Raw genomic sequence first — 15,711 nt, 5'->3', positions numbered from 1 at the left:
CGACGATTCCGTGCGCAACCTTAACCATGAGCAGGAGGTTCACGAACGAGATGAATTTGGAACTATGGGGATGGAGATCCCTTTTTGAAGCATCCATGGCGCCGTACCGTACCGAAGGCTGGACCGCGGGCCGGGTCGTCCTGGAGCATAAGCATCTATACCGAGTCATGACGGAGCACGGGGAGCTCTTGGCGGAGATCTCCGGCAAGCTTCGCTTTCAAGCATCCGGCCGGGAGGATTATCCCGCCGTTGGGGATTGGGTGGTTGTGGACGCCCGTCCCTCGGAAGGGCGCGCCACCATCCATGCGATCCTCCCGCGCTTCAGCAAATTCTCCCGCAAGGTGGCGGGACAGGTAACAGAGGAGCAGATCGTGGCCGTCAATGTGGATACGGTATTCCTGGTTCAAGCGTTGAATCAGGACTTCAACGTCCGGCGGCTGGAGCGTTATCTGGTCCTCGCTTGGGAGAGCGGCGCCAATCCGGTGGTCATCCTGAGCAAGGCGGATCTGTGCGCCGATCTGGAGGAGAAGCTGGCGGAAATTCACCAGACCGCCGTCGGCGTGCCCGTCCATGCGGTCAGCGCCCTGGAGGGCGAGGGCTTGGGAGAGCTGGCGGCTTACGTCCGCCCGGGCCAAACCGTAGCCCTCCTGGGCTCCTCCGGGGTCGGCAAATCAACGCTGATTAACCGTATGGCGGGTCAAGAGGTCTTGGCGACGGGCGACATCCGCGAGGAGGACGGCCGGGGCCGCCATACGACGACCCACCGGGAGCTGCTGCTCCTGCCCGAGGGCGGGCTTCTGATCGACACCCCCGGCATGCGGGAAATCCAGCTCTGGGAAGCGGACAGCGGCCTGTCCGCCGGCTTCCAGGATGTAGAGGCTGCGGCGGAGGGGTGCCGGTTCCACAATTGCTCCCATGAACGGGAGCCGGGCTGTGCCGTACGAGCCGCCCTGGAGGACGGAACGTTGGATGCAGACCGTTACGAGAGCTACCGGAAGCTGCAGAAGGAGCTGGCCTTCCTCGCACGCAAGGAGGATGTCCGCCTGCAGCAGCAGGAGAAAGCCAAGTGGAAAGCCGTTAACAAGCAAATGCGCTCCGTCAAGCCCCGCTGAAGAGGAGCCACAATTCCGACAGACCCAATAAGGAAGCCTGCCGATCCCCAACATGAGTTGGAGACGGCAGGCTTCCTTTTGTTCTAGACCTCTATGACCTGCACCTGCGGCAAGCCGCTTGTCATGGCCTCGACCACATGTCGGTGGCAGGTAAAGACCAGAATCTGGTGCTTCTCCGCCAGGACTCCCAGCTCCCGCACACAGGCGGCCAGCCTGGCCCGGTCGAAATTGACGAAGATATCGTCCATGACGAGCGGCATGGGTTCGTTCCGGGCGAACTCCTCCGTCAAGGCGAAGCGGATGGCCAGGTACAGCTGCTCGGCGGTCCCCCGGCTCAACCGGGCGGAATCCACGGGCTCCCCATCGGGGCGCACCGCAATCAGCCGCTGCTCGCCTAACGGGGCCATAATGCCGGCATACCGCCCCTCCGTCATCCGGCTGAAATGGCCGGAGGCCAGGCGCAGCACGGCGGGCTGGCGCTCCCGCTCATAGGTCTCCCTCGCCCGGCGCAGCAGCCCGGCGGCCATGGCGTACACGGCCCATTGGGAGGCTTCCTCCCGGAACCGGGCGACCAGCTCCTCCTGCTGCTCCCTCTTATCTCCATGGGAGGAGCCCTCCAGGAGGCGTCCGCATTCGCCCGCCAAATGCCCCTTTCGTTCCTTGGCTTGGTCGAGCCGGGCTGTCAGCGCCAGGAGACGGTTCTCCAGCTGAACCACCTCCTCGGCCAAGTCTTCTTCCCCACGGCTGGACAGATGCTTCTCCAGCTGGGCAACCCGCTCCGGACCGACCCCCGCCGCCAGAAGCTCTTGGATTCCGCGAAGCTCCTCCTCACAGGCGCATAGCCGTGCCGATTCCGCCCCGAAGCGCCGGAACTCTTCTGGCCCAGCCGCTCCCGCCTCCGCCCAGAGGAATTCCAGCTTGCGGGCAGTGATGAGCCGGCTGTTCTGCGCCTCCTCCAGCTCTACGCGCAGAGGCGCCAGGGCCGCTTCGGCCTCCTTCACGCCGGCCAGCCCCTCGAGGACCCGGGAGAGCTCCTCCTTCCGCCGCTCCAAGGCTGCAGGAAGGTCCGCCTCATCCCGGTCTGACCAGGCCGTCAGTGACCGGCATGCCCTTTCGAAGTCCGCGCGTTCACTTAGCGCACCGGCAAGCTGCGCTTCCAGCTTGCTTAGGCGGCTCCGGAGCCCCCGGATCTGCTCCAGACGCTCCAGCACATCCGGCGCATACTCCGGGGGAAGCTCCATCCCGATCCCCCATTGCAGCAGCCAGGCGGACCATTCCTCCTGAAGTATGGCCCCATCCGCCTCCAGGCGCGTTAATGCCTTGCGCATCCGGCCCTCCTGCTCCCGCAGGGCGGCGTGTGCCGTTTCCGCATCCGTGAGCCGCTCCTCAAGCCGGGCCAGCTCCCGGAATGCTTCGGTCAAGCCGGCCATCCACCGCTCGAGCCGATCGGGGAATTCCGGGTCTTCCCAATCCGGAAGCCCGGAGGTCCCGGCCCTGGTACCGGCCGCAGCTGCAGCCGTCTCCCTGCCGATTCCGACGGCCTCCAGACGGGAACGGATCCGGCCCTCGCCGGTTTCACGGGCCGCCTGGAGCTCCCGCCGCTTCATCTCCAGCGGGGATGGATCGCTTCCGGTGTAACGTCGGCCGGACCGGGTTCGAGGCCCTCCGGCTTGGTTCGGACCGGCGGCCTCCGACAATCCGATTCCCCTGGTCGACGCCAGAAGAATCCATATTCCCGCTGCCGCCCATAACACGCCCCCGATCATAGCCGGAAGCCATTCCTGCCGGAGGGCGAACCAACCTGCCCAGCCTGCTGCAACAGCCAGAGCGAATCCCCCCGGCATTCGCAGCCAGCGGGAATCGCTTCCCCCGGCCTTCCGCGAGGCGGCCTGCAGCTGCTCCAGCTGGAGCAGCCTCTCCAGCTCCCGTTCCTCCAGGTGCCGGAGCTCCTGCTCCAGCCGCTCCGCTTGACGCCACTCCCGCTGCAGCTCCCGCACCAGCTCCTGCAAGTCGGACGCTTGGGCATCCGTGCAGCCCGGGTACTGGCGGCGGAGCCGCTCCTTCAGGGCTGCCAGCTCCCCTGCACGTTCCGCCGTACGCAGCTCCGCTTCGGCAAGGGATCGTAACAGCCCTTCCCGCTCCGCCAGCATACGCCGCTTGCGCTCCGCCAGCTCCATCGACCGGGTGAGCCATTCCCGAGCCTCTGCCTGGGCTGATAAAGGAATCGGCTCCACCTCGGAGCCCCCTCCGGAATCCGGAGCCAAGCCGAGCTCTCCCCGCTTCAAGCGATGCTGTTCCCTCGTCTGGTCCAGCTCGGCGGCCAGCTCCGACTCGAGGACGAATCCGTTCCGGTACAGCGGGAGCCGGCCCAACAGCTCCTCAAGCCGCCAACGCCCGGCGGCCACAGCCTCGTCCTCCTCCGTCCAGGCCTCCAGCCGCTGCAGCCAGCGCTGCTCGGCGGCCTGAAGCCGGCGGACCTCCTCGTCCCGGCGCTCCAGCTCCGCGATCAGCGCTTCATGGCGCTCCAGACCGTCCTCCGGATAGGGAGGCCGGCTGGCGGTTAGCGGGGCCAGCTCGCTCCGCAGCTTCCGAAGCGTCTCGCTGCGGACCCATTTGTCCCGCAAGGGCCCTGCGGCGCGGAGAAACGCCAGCTCCTCCCGGAGGGCGGCCAGCTCCTCCTCCTCGGAGGCGATCTCCTCCGCCAGCCGCTCCAGTTCGTCGGCCATGGCGTTGTATCGCCCGGCGGCGGCCAGGCTGCGCCGCCATTCCGCCTCCAGCCGGTCGGCTTCGGCCAAGAGCCGGCCGATGCCCTGGTTCTTGCCCCTCGGGCGGAACCGTGCCTCCAGCTCCTGCGCCAGCCGCCGCTCGGTCTCGGCCACCGCCGAGGCCCGGACCCCCAGACCGGCGCTGTGCAGGAAGCCTCCCAGCTCGCCCGAGGTCAAGGTGCGGAGCTCCTGCAGCTCCGTCAGGGTGAAGGCGAACAGGTTGCGGAACTGCTCCGCCGTCACGCCCCCCAGCAGCTGCCGGAGGAGCTCCTCGCTCCCTTCCGTTCCGTCCCGGAAGATCACGCGCAGGGTGCCGGCCGACGGATTCCGCCCTCGCCCTCCGGCTGTGTCGCCTCCGGCATACCGGACGACGCGAACCCGCTCTCCCGCCTGCGTCTCAAGCTCCAGCAGCCCACCATGGGCTCTGCCGCCCACCGGCTCGTACCGCTCCGAAGATTGGCTTCGTGACGGGAAGCCGAAAAGCACCGCCCGGATCAGCTGAAGCAGCGTGCTCTTCCCCGCTTCGTTCGGCCCGTACAATACCGTTACCGGCCCTTCCAGCTCCACGGTCCGGTCCCGGAGAGCGCCGAAGCCCTCCGCCCGAATCTGCCGTATGATCACGCTTCAACACCTCCCGTGCTTGTGGAATCCCTGCCGGTTCACACACCTTGCCAGCCAAACTTATTCCTCTTAGCTCTCCTCCCCGGATTCGTCCACAAGACGGTCCAGCAGCCAATCGGACGCTTGACGCAGCCATTCCGCCGCCTCCTCCGGGTCCGGTCCTTCCGTCCCCATCAAGCCGGAGCGGCGAAGCAGTGCGCCGGCCTTGGGATGGACGCTCAGCGGCTCCAGGCATCTGGCGGCGAACCTGCCCAGCTCCTCCGGGTTGCTCCGGAGAGACTCAGCCAGACGCAGCACGTCTCCCAACAGCCCCTCCGAGGCGGCCGCCGACGCCCAATTCGCCTCCGGCGCCGTGTGGATCCGCAGGGCCTCCGGCCAGACGAAGTCGATGCCTTCGCCTTGGGCCGAATCCGCGTCCCCCAGGCCGCCCCGCTCCGTCTCCCCAAGGCGGAGCTCCTCCAGGAGCTCCGCCCCTAATCCCCGGCGGAGGGCCCGGTGCAGGGGCCCCCGGCCGGTGAGCTCCAGCCGGAGCACCGAGGGTCGTCCCTCCGCTGCGCTTCGGGTCTCCTCCAGGGCCAGCTCCAGCCGGTCCTTCAGCTCCTGCTCCGTGGTGAGGCCCGCGATCGATACGGCCTTCCGCATCCAACGGACTCCGTCCAACGGATGGAAGGTAAGAGCGGTACCCCCTCCTTCGTCCACCTCCGCCATATAACAGCCCTTGGCCCCCGTCTCCCGGACACTGCGGCCCTGCAGATTGCCGGGGTAAACGACATAGGGGCTCTCGTGCAGCACCCGCCGGGTATGCACATGCCCCAACGCCCAATAGTCCATCCCGGCTGCAGTCAGCTCCCGCAGCGTACACGGCGCATAATCCGCATGGTCGGCTGCGCCGTCCACATTCGCATGCAGGAGACCGATGCGGTACGGTGCTTCCTGCGGCTCATCCCTCCGCCCCAGCAGGGAAGCGTAATTCTCCCGAACCGCTGCCGTTGGGTAAGAGATTCCCCACACGTCAGCCACATGGCCCCGCCCGGGCAGGAGGACTGGCGCCCGCTCCGCCCGGCCCGCCGGGAACACGTGGACGGTGCGAGGCAGCTCCAGCTTGGCAGCTCTTCCGTCCATCGGATCATGGTTCCCATGAACGACAAAGGCGGAGATTCCGCTCTCCGCCAAACGCTTCATGGCTTGTCCGAACCGGACCTGCGCCCGCAGGGACCGGCCCGCCGATTCATAGACATCTCCGGCAATCAGTACAAAATCCGCCTTCTCCCTCACCGCCAGCTCCACCAGCCGGTTCAGCGCGGTGAAGGTGGACTCGCGGAGGACGGCCCTTACGCCGTCCGGCACCCCGGAGAGCCCCGCGAAGGGGCTGTCCAGGTGCAGGTCCGCGGCATGAATGAAGCGAAAGCCTTCCACATCAAGCCTCTCCTTCCGGGCCCGGCTCGGGCTCCTCCTTCTTGTAATCCAGATACACCTTGGACAGCTGCTGAATCACCCGGTTCATGGAGTAGGATTTCTTCGCCTTCTCCCGGGCGGAGCGGGCCAGACCGTACCGGTAATCCGGATCGAGGATCAGCTTCTCGAGGGCGGCCGCCAACGCCTGGGCATTGCCCACCGGCACCAGGAGGCCGTTGCGCCCATCCTCGATCTGCTCCGCAATCCCGCCCACATCGGTGCCGACCAAAGCTAAGAGACACAGCGCCGCTTCCGCAAAGACCGAGCCGAAGGCTTCCGCCCGCGACGGCAGCACGAAGATGTCGAAGAAGGGCATGAACTCCTCCGGATGCAGCATGTACCCGTAGAAGATGGTGTCATGGTAGATGCCTCGTTCAATGGCCATCTGCTCCAGCTCGGGACGCATGGGTCCGTCTCCGATCAGATGAAGCACGAAGGGTAGCCCCTTTCTCTTCACGATGGAGCAGGCCTCCAGCAGCGTGTCGAGCCCCTTGGCGGGAACCAGACGGCAGACGGTGATAAGCTGGGCCACTTCGTTCTCATGGGGAATCGGCCGGAACCGTCGCTGGTCGAAGCCGTTCGGGATCAGCCCGATCTTCTCCGCATCCTGGACGTAATCGGCCAGATAGCCCTTGAAGGAGTTGGACACGGTCACGATCTGATTCAAGCGGTCCTCCAGCTCTCCGTACAGAGAGGTCAGGAATTCGATCTCCGGACCGTCCTCCCGGATCTTCCCGTTCAGGAGAAGCTCGCGCTCGTAGCTGGAGTGAATCGTAATCATGACCGGCGTGTCCGGATACAGCTGCTTCATCACGAGCCCCGCGATGGGATGGTGGGCGTGGATGAGATCGAAGCTGCTCTTCAGACGGAGCTTGGTCCACCAGACATAATCCTTGTAAGTCTGAATGTATTTATCGACAATCGGGTTGCCCGCATACTTGCGCCATTCGAAGGTATGGAACTCCACCTCTTCCGTCCCTTTGCCCCGCACGCGCTTGGGCAGCGAGAAGAGCTCCATATCCCAGCCCTTCTTGTGAAACCTCTCCTGGATGTACGGTACCATGGACGATACGCCTCCAGGCTGCTCGGGCGGGAAAAACAGCGCCTGCAATATTCTCATGGGGTTCCCTCCTGATCTCGTCTACAGGTTCGTCCGCAAGGGCCCTCTCGCCCTTGCCATCCATATTATTGTAACTTCTATGTCCGTCACTGAAAAGAGAACACGGGGACAAAGTTTTTGGTATAATGATAGAATCTGCGTCATCGAAATTTGTCATTTTTCCGGAGGAGAGCACATGCCGTTCACCGAGCTTTTGTTGGGCCCCTTAAGCGGAATTTACTTCTCGTCCTTGATTCTCATGATGCTCATCCTGATGCTGGCCATGACGGTCCGGCTCTTCTTAAGCCGCCGGAAGAAGGCTTACTTCTCCTTGTCCCTGTCGCTTCTCGTCGTGATGGCGCAGCATATGCTCCTGATCCTGGCGGACGGGTCCGGCGGCACGTTAGGCTATCTGGCCCTGCTGCTCAAGGCCGTGTCCTTCATCCTCCTGAATCTCGGCATCTACCAGCTGTACAACGCGTCCCGCATCCGGCAGTATGTCCTGACTTATACGGCGATCGGCCTGGCCTTCCTGCTGTCGCTCCTGCATGTCGTCTTCGGCGGCTACGGCGGCTCTCCTGAGCAGGTGCTCCTGCTTCAGGATCTGGGCGTGGAGCTCTATATGTTCCTCGTCCTCTTCCTCTGCCACCAATGGATCACTCCGTTCGTGGGGCAATGGGGACGCTACCAGACCGGCCTGACCCTGTACTTCATCCATCAGCTCCTGCTGGTCGCCCACCGGTACCTGTTCGGATCGGACTATCCGCTGCTGTCGGCGGCATCCAGCTGCTTCTTGATCCTTTATTACGCCAGCCTGTTCCTCATTCTCTTCGAGCGCGTGGTGGAGCTGCTGCAGGCGACCTACAACCGGTCGATCACCGATGCTCTGACGGGCATGTACAACCGGCGTTTTTTCATGGGACGGCTCGAGCAATATTTGAACCATGGGGTTCCCGTTTCCGTCATCTTTACCGATATCGACAACTTCAAGAAACTGAACGACACCCAAGGCCATGAGAAAGGCGACGAGGCGCTCAAAAAGGTAGCCCGCATCCTGATGGAGCTCTCCGAGGAGGTCGGAATCAGCGGCCGGCTGGGCGGGGAGGAAATGGTCGTCATGGTGACCGATCCGGACGCCCATGCCGGAGAATTGGCGGAGGCCATCCGTGCCCGTGTGGAAGCCGAGGCCGGGGTCACGGTCAGCGTGGGCTACAGCAAGGCGAAGAAGGGCGTCAACGCCGACTCCCTCGTGAAGCAGGCCGACGAGGCCATGTACCAGGCGAAGACGACGGGCAAGAACAAGGTGTGCAAGTTTACCCGGCAGAAGCAGGCTCTGGTGAACGGTTGATCCCTGTCCGAGGAAAATCCTGGGACAGCGCAACTTTTGGCTGTAGCCGGCCGTATGAATGGAAGTGCATATCCTTCTTACGAAAGGAAGATTCTCATGGAACCGAAATCCAAAGCGCGCCGCGGCGGCTGGCGCAAAGAGCTTAAGGATTGGACCCTGACTCTCGGCTCGGCCGTTCTCATCTCCTTCCTAATACAGAATTATGCCTTCGCCCAGGTCCGGGTGGAGCAGCATTCCATGGATACCACTCTGGCAGAGGGACAGCGGCTGGTGGAGAACCGGCTGGTCTACAAGTTCTCCGAGCCGGAACGCGGCGATATCGTAATTGTGAACGGTCCCGAGTCCGACCGCAGATTGGTCAAGCGGATCATCGGATTGCCCGGTGACGTGTTAGATATCAAGGACGGCTCCGTCTGGATCAACGGCGAGCGTCTGGAAGAGCCTTACGCGGCAGGCCGCACACTTCCCGGGCGGGTCAAGCTGCCTCTGACAGTGCCGGATAACGCCTATTTCGTCTTGGGGGATAACCGGGAGCACAGCGAGGACAGCCGGAACCTGGGAACCATGTCCAAGACCAGCGTGGAAGGCAAGGCCATGCTCCGGCTCTACCCGTTCCGTCAATTTAAGATATTCGAGTAGAGGAGCTGGGTTGCGTATGGCGTGGGTTCAGCTGCTTTCCGAGGATCTTCTCAATGTGACGGTGGACGATGAGCGCAAGGTCTGCATGCTGGAGGTCTCATCCGGCGGCAGCGTGCCCCGGTATGTGACGGTCCACTTCGATCGGCCGGACCAGCTGGACGAGCTGATCCGAAGCCTCGAGAAGGCCCGGGTCTTCCTGGAATGATGCCATCAGCCTCTGAATGATAGAGAAGCCCTTCCTGACCGGAGCGATCCGGTTGGGAAGGGCTTCTTGCTTTACTTCAGATTCTCGGGGTTCAGCTGCTCCAGCTCCGGCAGCACGAACCGGCCGTCCTTGCGGATCAGCACGTCGTCGAACCAGATCTCGCCGCCGCCGTATTCGGGACGCTGGATGAATACCATATCCCAGTGGACGGCGGACTTATTGCCGTTGAAGGCTTCGTCGTAAGCCGCACCCGGGGTGAAGTGGAAGCTGCCGTCGATCTTCTCGTCGAAGAGGATGTCCTTCATGGGCTCCTTGATGAACGGATTCACGCCGATGGCGAACTCGCCGATGTAGCGGGCGCCGTCGTCGGTGTCAAGAATGCCGTTGATCCGGTCGGTCTCGTTGGCGGTGGCCTTTACGATTTTGCCGTCCTTGAATTCCAGGACCACGTTCTCAAAGGTGAAGCCGTTGTACGGTGTCGGCGCGTTGTAGGAGATGATGCCGTTGACGCTGTCCTTGACCGGCGCCGTGTAGACCTCGCCGTCCGGAATGTTCATCTCGCCAGCACATTTGATGGCGCCGATGCCTTTGATGGAGAAGGTCAGATCGGTGTTCACGCCGGTCAGACGCACGCGGTCCGTACGGTCCATCAAGGCCTTCAGGGCGTCCATGGCCTGGTTCATTTTGCCGTAATCCAGGGTGCAGACGTCGAAGTAGAAATTCTCGAAGGCTTCGGTGCTCATGCCGGCCAGTTGGGCCATAGACGGAGTCGGGTACCGGAGGACCACCCAGCGGGTGCCGTTGACACGGGTGGTGAAATGGACCGGTGTCTGGTACAGGGAGCTCCACAGCTTCTGCTTGTCGGAGGGCACATCGGACATCTCGTTGATGTTGGAGCCGCCGCGGACCCCGATATACACCTGCATTCTCTCCATCTGGTACTTGTCGTAGTCGGCCCAAGCCTTAATCTGCTCCTCGTTGCCTTCCAGCAGCAGCTGACGGGTTACGGCCTGGTCGCGGAGGTTGACGAAGGGGTTGCCCCCTGCCGCATGGACCTTCTTCACCAGCTCCTTCACCAAGGCATTGTCAATGCCGAAGGCTTCGATCAGCACATTCTCCCCCTTCTGCACGCGGGTGGAGTAGTTTACCAGCACGTCAGCCAGCTTCGTCAAACGGGGATCTACCATGGTCCCTCACACCTTTCCATTCTTCGTCTCGTCTTGCTCTTGCGCCGCTTTCACATAGGCCTGCCCTTCCTCCGGCTCATCGCCTTCGAACCACGGCTGGTCGATCTGGAACCCGACCGTGGTCATATAGAACAGCTTGCCTTCCTCCTCTTCGCCCGCCTCCATCTCATCGAGCTCCTGCACCAGCTTGCGGTAACGGGAGAGCCACTCGGCGAACCGCTCGGGCTTCACGCGGACCTCCATCTGGAGGGTGATCCGAGGCCAAGAGTCCCGTTCGGCGGTCTGCACCTGGAAGGCCTCCTCCGGAGCGGACAAGGCCCGCAGCCGGGCCCGGTTCAACGCGTTCAGCGTATACTCGCGAAAATAGTTCTCCACCTCGGTTCGGTGGGGCAGAAGACGGTCACCCGGCACGAAGCTCCAGGCCACGGCCCGGTAGAACTTCTGGATGATGCCGTTCTTCACCTCGGTCTTCACCACGCGGATGAAGCCGTTCTTCTCAAGCTCGTTCAGGTGGTAGTGGATCTTCGACCGCGCAAGCTCCAGCAGCTGGGCCAACTGCTGGCCGGTATAGGCCTTCTCGATCAGATGGCTGAGAATCTTGGTGCGGAAGGGGTCGCTGACAGCCTTCAGCTGCTCGTATTCCTCGATGACGAACACCCGCTCCAGCTTCATAAGCATCTCCCTTTCCATTCTTTGCGCTGAGACGGTCAAATATTTTCACTCGTATCATAATATTTGCCAGGCGCGCCTGTCAAGGCCAGGTTTCCGTAAGATTTAAGGCGGTGAATCGCCTTAAGTTGGAGCGCCGGACGCGGCGGGTTCGGTTAAGGCTTCACAGCGCCTTAAATGGTTGGGGGGGCCGCGGGTTCGGGCCACTTGGGGGAGTTAAGGCGGTGGGTCGCCTTAAGTTGGAGCGCCGGACGCGGCGGGTTCGGTTAAGGCTTCACAGCGCCTTAACAGATTTTTGGATGGGTGGGTCGGTGTGTGCAGGCTGCAGCCCTCTCAAAGGAGTGACGCGGGAGGTTGTCCCCGTTCGGCCCTCTGAGAGAAGAGGGCCGTGTCTACGGTGAGGGCTGGCTATTTGATGAACACCCCGCCGAAGGGCAGCACCTCCCTGAGCACGCGGCGCACCAGCCCGTCCCCCTGCAGCTCCTCCTCCAGCTCCCGGTTGGGCAGCCCGCCTTGAATGAGAGCCGTGCCGCGGCCGGTCATGCTCCACTGGTAATTCATATGCTGGCTGGCCAGATGGTTGCCGTAGACGCACAGCTCGAGCCGCGCATTCTCGGGCATGGCCACCACGCTCCGGGCATCCACGAACAAGGGCTCCCGCTCGTCAAGCTCCATCTCGTAGACGGGACCGTAGGTCAGGAGCCCCACTTCACCCTCGCCGGACAGCCGGAGCTTCATCCAATCCCGGGTAACCAGCATCTTCTTGGGCTGAAGGAGCCGGTGCTCCATCCGGATGCCGGGCGTGTAGGAGAAGAGATTCCGGAATTCGAACAGCAGGTCGCTGCCGCCGGATATGGCGAGCGGCTTCAGACAATAGCCGGCCGGAAGCGCAGCCATTACCTCGCAGGGGCCCTGAAGCTCGGCCTGGATCAGCTTCCGCTTCCGGTACATGCCCTTCCAATCCATGAACCGGTCCGTCCTTCCCCGGGGATCTCCCCGGAAGGCGATGATCTGCTTGGGATGGAGCAGGTGCACCTTCTCTCCTGCACCCAGCACGTAACGGACGGCTTGTCCGGCTCCGGTGCCGGTCCCTTCATTCTCAATATGGAGCTCCATCCGTTCTCGCCTCCTTCCCCTAATTCCTGGACCGGGCTCGCATCACGTATCGGGCTACTCTCGTCAGAATGACATAGCCCGCGCCCAGCAGCACCACGGTCCAGATCATGCGCTGGATTCGGCTCGAGCTCCGGCTTCGGCTTTCCTCCGCCTTCTTCAGACTTTGGACGGTCTCGGCCAAGAGCCGGTTCTGCTCCGCCAGCCGGGCGTTATCTTCCAGCAGCTTCTCCTGCATCTGACGATAACTGTCCAGCTCCTTCAACGCATCGTCATAACTCCCCTTGACCTTGCCGTATTCCTCCTTCAGCTTGTCCACTTCACCCGGGAGCTCGAAGATGTCCTTCACCCGGTCGTACAGCCCGGCCTCCGCCGTCTGCGTCCCTCCCGTCAAGAAGCCTAAGGCCGCAATGAGGCCCAGCGCCGCCGCACGCAGCGTCCTTCTCTTCGTCACGCTCATCCTCTTCGCCCCTCTCCGGCTTGTCCCGTTCTTCTCGTCTTGAGTAGTATACGTCAGCAGGACGGGAAGGTTTCCGTCGGTACTTACCGAAAATTGGCGGAAGGGGAGGATTTTGCAGCTAAAAAGAGAATAATTCTTATAAAAGAGATTTCGGGAGATGCTTATGTCCAACGAAGAACGATTCGATATATTCGACCGGAACCAGAATCCGGCCGGAACGGCCTCCAGAGGGCGGGTACACCGGGAGGGCCTGTGGCACCGCACCTTCCATTGCTGGGTGGTTACGCCACCGGGGCCGAGCGGCCGCTCCCTCCTGTTCCAGCTCCGGCATCCCGATAAAGACACCTATCCCGGCAAGCTGGACGTCTCCTGCGGCGGACACCTGCTAGCGGGTGAGACGGTGGAAGACGGGGTTCGTGAGCTCCAAGAGGAGCTGGGGCTTGAGGTCACGGCGGAGGAACTGAATTCCTGCGGCGTCATTGCAGTCGAAGGGTTCCTGGAGAACGGCCTGATCGACCGGGAATTCAACCACATCCACCTGATGGAAAGCCCGCTCCCTCCCGGGTCCTTCTCCTTCCAGACCTCGGAGATTTCGGGACTGTTCCATGTGAAGCTGGAGGAATACCGGGAGCTGGTATACGGAGCTCGGGCATTCCTGCTGGCCGAAGGAGTGGAGCTAGATAAATCCGGCTGCTCCAAGCACCCTTACATCCGAAAGGTGCAGCTGGCGGACTTCGTCCCGAAGCCGGCGCCATACCTAAGTTTGTTGTTCCAAGGCCTCGACTCCATGGAGGCACGGTAAGGCGGAAGCTTATGCCGGATCCTCCGCCATGCTGGGCAATCGCCCGCTTGGCCATATTCTATCGAAGGGCGGTACCTACTTTGAAATTCAGACCCTGTATCGATCTACACGACGGCAAGGTGAAGCAGATCGTCGGAGAAACCTTGAATGACGAGAACAAGCCTGTAGTGGAAAATTTCGTCTCTGAGCACGATTCGGCTTATTATGCGGAGATGTTCCGCAAGGACGGCCTTACGGGCGGCCACGTGATCATGCTCGGGGGAGGAAACGAAGGGCAAGCCTTACGGGCGCTTCAAGCCTACCCCGGCGGACTTCAGATCGGAGGGGGCATTACGGCTGACAATGCCGGGAGCTATCTCGAGCAAGGGGCGAGCCATGTGATCGTCACCTCCTACATTTTTCGGGACGGGAAGCTGGATACGCTCCATCTGGACCGGATCGCCGCGGCGGCCGGCAAGGACCGGCTGGTCATCGATCTCTCCTGCAAGGAGAAGGATGGCCGCTGGTACGTGGTCACCAACCGCTGGACCCAATTCAGCGACTTCGAGCTCAATTCGGACAATATCGCCTATCTGGAAGGGTACTGTGACGAATTCCTCGTGCATGCGGTGGACGTGGAAGGCAAGCAGAGCGGCATTCAGGTGAAGCTGGCCGAGGACCTGGCCCGCTGGACCCGCATTCCGACCACATACGCCGGCGGAGCCCGATCCATGGAAGATATCGAGCAGTTCCGGCGCTTGACCGAAGGACGGCTGGACCTGACCATCGGCAGCGCGCTGGATATCTTCGGCGGGAAGCTGCCTTACCGTGCGGTGGTTCAGCAGTGCGGCAGCGAGGCAAACCGAGGATAACCGGGGAGGGTTCACCATGAAAGCCTTGGTATTGGCGGCAGGCTATGCCACCCGGCTCTACCCGCTGACGGCTGACCGGCCGAAGGCGCTGCTTCCGCTGGCTGGGGCCACCATCCTGGATCTACTCATCGACAAGCTGGAGGAGCTGGACGGCCTGGATGAGATCCTGATCGTGAGCAACGCCCGGTTCTACAACGCCTTCGAAGAATGGCTTCAGGGCCGCAGGTCCAGCAAGCGGATCCGCATCTTGAACGATGGCACCACCTCCGAAGCCAACCGGCTGGGCGCCATCGGCGACATCCAATGGACCCTGGATGCGACTGGTCTGGCGGATGATCTGTTCGTGCTGGCCGGCGACAACGTATGCTCGTTCAGCCTGAAGGGCTTCGTCGATTTCTTCGGACAATGCGGACGGGACTGCATCCTGGTCCGGGAGCTGGACGATCCGGAGGAGCTTCACCGGGTCGGCGTGGTCGAGCTGGACGAGGAAGGCCGGGTGCTCTCCTTCGAAGAGAAGCCTGCGCAGCCCCGAAGCAAGCTGGGAGTCTTCGCCATGTACTTGTACCGCAAGGACACCCTTCCCTTGTTCCGGCAGTATCTGGAGGAGGGCAATCGACCGGATGCCCCGAGCCATTTTCCCGAGTGGCTTTATAAACGCAAGGAAATCCGGGCGTATCCCGCCGAAGGGGACATCGAGGATATCGGAACTCCCGGCGCCTACAGGGAAGCCCGGCTGAAGCTCGGATTGTAACCTCACAGAGAACCGCAGACGAAGGGGAGAGAAAAGCATGAGCGATGAGATTGTCATCTCGGAATATAACACCGGCTGGCCTTCGGCCTTCCTGAAGGAAGCACTCCGGTTGACGGAAGTGCTGAACCTGAGTGTGGTCACAGACCTCCAGCACTTCGGGAGCACCTCCATTCCCGGCCTGGCCGCCAAGCCCGTCATCGATATCATGATCGGATTCCGCAGCATGGAGGACGCCTACCGGAGTCTGCCAGCCTTCACCCCGCTGGGCTACCACTACCTGGAGGAGCTGAGCGTCCCTGGCGGGCGGCTGTTCCTGAAGCGGCAGCCCCGAACCCACCATCTGCACCTGGCAGAGTACGGCACGGAGCACTGGTGGAAGCCCCTGCTGTTCCGGGATTATCTCCGGGTGCACGCGGAGGAGCGTCAAGCCTACGAGGCCCTGAAGCGCGGCAATGCGGCAAAGTTCCGTTACGAGCGCCACCTTTATACCGAAGCCAAGACCGCCTATGTCCGCGATGTGCTGGAGAAGGCGGCTTACCATGCCGGATCGATCTCCCGATAGAAAAAAGCCTTGAACCGTTGACTATACAGCGGTTCAAGGCTTTTGTATTTGCGGGCGGGAACGCAATGTCCG

Annotated in this window: 15 protein-coding genes; 8 read left to right on the top strand and 7 right to left on the bottom strand. The window is 62.4% G+C overall.

The window, feature by feature from the left end; genetic code table 11:
• Window positions 1-50: 50 nt before the first annotated feature.
• Entirely contained in the window at window positions 51-1,112 is a 1,062-nt protein-coding gene (rsgA, locus tag ACSEXW_RS23640; RefSeq protein WP_438448647.1) for a ribosome small subunit-dependent GTPase A, read from the top strand.
• 83 nt (window positions 1,113-1,195) lie between these two features.
• On the opposite strand, the gene ACSEXW_RS23635 is transcribed toward rsgA, so the two are convergent.
• From ACSEXW_RS23635 to ACSEXW_RS23625, 3 genes are all read right to left on the bottom strand, one after another.
• Complete coding sequence (locus ACSEXW_RS23635; RefSeq protein WP_438448646.1) at window positions 1,196-4,498, bottom strand: AAA family ATPase; 3,303 nt, start codon at window positions 4,496-4,498, stop codon at window positions 1,196-1,198.
• A 69-nt stretch (window positions 4,499-4,567) separates the two neighbouring features.
• Window positions 4,568-5,914 carry a metallophosphoesterase family protein gene (locus tag ACSEXW_RS23630; protein WP_438448645.1) on the bottom strand — a complete coding sequence of 449 codons (1,347 nt, stop codon included), beginning with the start codon at window positions 5,912-5,914 and terminating at the stop codon, window positions 4,568-4,570.
• 1 nt (window position 5,915) lies between these two features.
• Window positions 5,916-7,073 (bottom strand): glycosyltransferase family 4 protein, encoded by a 1,158-nt coding sequence (locus ACSEXW_RS23625; RefSeq protein ID WP_438448644.1) that lies wholly within the window; start codon window positions 7,071-7,073, stop codon window positions 5,916-5,918.
• A gap of 175 nt (window positions 7,074-7,248) precedes the next feature.
• Here ACSEXW_RS23625 and ACSEXW_RS23620 point away from each other — a divergent pair, with 175 nt between their 5' ends.
• The 3 genes from ACSEXW_RS23620 to ACSEXW_RS23610 all read left to right on the top strand — a co-directional run bounded on the left by ACSEXW_RS23620 (window position 7,249) and on the right by ACSEXW_RS23610 (window position 9,244).
• The gene (locus ACSEXW_RS23620) at window positions 7,249-8,400 is read left to right on the top strand and encodes a GGDEF domain-containing protein (protein ID WP_438448643.1); all 1,152 of its coding nucleotides are present in this window, start codon (window positions 7,249-7,251) and stop codon (window positions 8,398-8,400) included.
• A 96-nt stretch (window positions 8,401-8,496) separates the two neighbouring features.
• Window positions 8,497-9,039 carry a signal peptidase I gene (gene lepB / locus ACSEXW_RS23615; protein WP_438448642.1) on the top strand — a complete coding sequence of 181 codons (543 nt, stop codon included), beginning with the start codon at window positions 8,497-8,499 and terminating at the stop codon, window positions 9,037-9,039.
• Window positions 9,040-9,055: 16 nt separating this feature from the next.
• On the top strand, window positions 9,056-9,244 hold the full coding sequence (locus tag ACSEXW_RS23610) for a hypothetical protein (RefSeq protein ID WP_438448641.1): 189 nt from the start codon (window positions 9,056-9,058) through the stop codon (window positions 9,242-9,244).
• A 71-nt stretch (window positions 9,245-9,315) separates the two neighbouring features.
• Here ACSEXW_RS23610 and ACSEXW_RS23605 read toward each other — a convergent pair whose 3' ends face one another.
• The 4 genes from ACSEXW_RS23605 to ACSEXW_RS23590 all read right to left on the bottom strand — a co-directional run bounded on the left by ACSEXW_RS23605 (window position 9,316) and on the right by ACSEXW_RS23590 (window position 12,673).
• A complete protein-coding gene (locus tag ACSEXW_RS23605; protein ID WP_438448640.1) occupies window positions 9,316-10,431 on the bottom strand; it encodes an aminopeptidase in 1,116 nt (371 codons plus the stop codon).
• A 6-nt stretch (window positions 10,432-10,437) separates the two neighbouring features.
• Window positions 10,438-11,103 carry an ArsR/SmtB family transcription factor gene (locus ACSEXW_RS23600; RefSeq protein WP_438448639.1) on the bottom strand — a complete coding sequence of 222 codons (666 nt, stop codon included), beginning with the start codon at window positions 11,101-11,103 and terminating at the stop codon, window positions 10,438-10,440.
• Between the two features lie 405 nt (window positions 11,104-11,508).
• A complete protein-coding gene (locus ACSEXW_RS23595; RefSeq protein ID WP_438448638.1) occupies window positions 11,509-12,216 on the bottom strand; it encodes an AIM24 family protein in 708 nt (235 codons plus the stop codon).
• A 19-nt stretch (window positions 12,217-12,235) separates the two neighbouring features.
• A complete protein-coding gene (locus tag ACSEXW_RS23590) occupies window positions 12,236-12,673 on the bottom strand; it encodes a hypothetical protein (protein WP_438448637.1) in 438 nt (145 codons plus the stop codon).
• Between the two features lie 163 nt (window positions 12,674-12,836).
• On the opposite strand from ACSEXW_RS23590, the gene ACSEXW_RS23585 reads away from it, so the two are divergent.
• The 4 genes from ACSEXW_RS23585 to ACSEXW_RS23570 all read left to right on the top strand — a co-directional run bounded on the left by ACSEXW_RS23585 (window position 12,837) and on the right by ACSEXW_RS23570 (window position 15,639).
• Window positions 12,837-13,475: an NUDIX hydrolase gene (locus ACSEXW_RS23585; RefSeq protein WP_438448636.1), complete on the top strand. Its 639-nt coding sequence runs from the start codon at window positions 12,837-12,839 to the stop codon at window positions 13,473-13,475.
• Between the two features lie 80 nt (window positions 13,476-13,555).
• Window positions 13,556-14,326 carry a phosphoribosylformimino-5-aminoimidazole carboxamide ribotide isomerase gene (gene hisA / locus ACSEXW_RS23580; RefSeq protein WP_438448635.1) on the top strand — a complete coding sequence of 257 codons (771 nt, stop codon included), beginning with the start codon at window positions 13,556-13,558 and terminating at the stop codon, window positions 14,324-14,326.
• A gap of 16 nt (window positions 14,327-14,342) precedes the next feature.
• Window positions 14,343-15,077, top strand: coding sequence for a nucleotidyltransferase family protein (locus ACSEXW_RS23575; RefSeq protein ID WP_438448634.1), 735 nt, complete (start codon window positions 14,343-14,345; stop codon window positions 15,075-15,077).
• A gap of 37 nt (window positions 15,078-15,114) precedes the next feature.
• Window positions 15,115-15,639 carry a GrpB family protein gene (locus tag ACSEXW_RS23570; protein ID WP_438448633.1) on the top strand — a complete coding sequence of 175 codons (525 nt, stop codon included), beginning with the start codon at window positions 15,115-15,117 and terminating at the stop codon, window positions 15,637-15,639.
• Window positions 15,640-15,711: the final 72 nt, after the last annotated feature.

It is taken from the genome of Oryzibacillus soli (genome assembly GCF_051594765.1).
Lineage (GTDB): Bacteria > Bacillota > Bacilli > Paenibacillales > NBRC-103111 > Paenibacillus_AR.
This window is presented reverse-complemented; position numbering and strand designations above follow the sequence as displayed.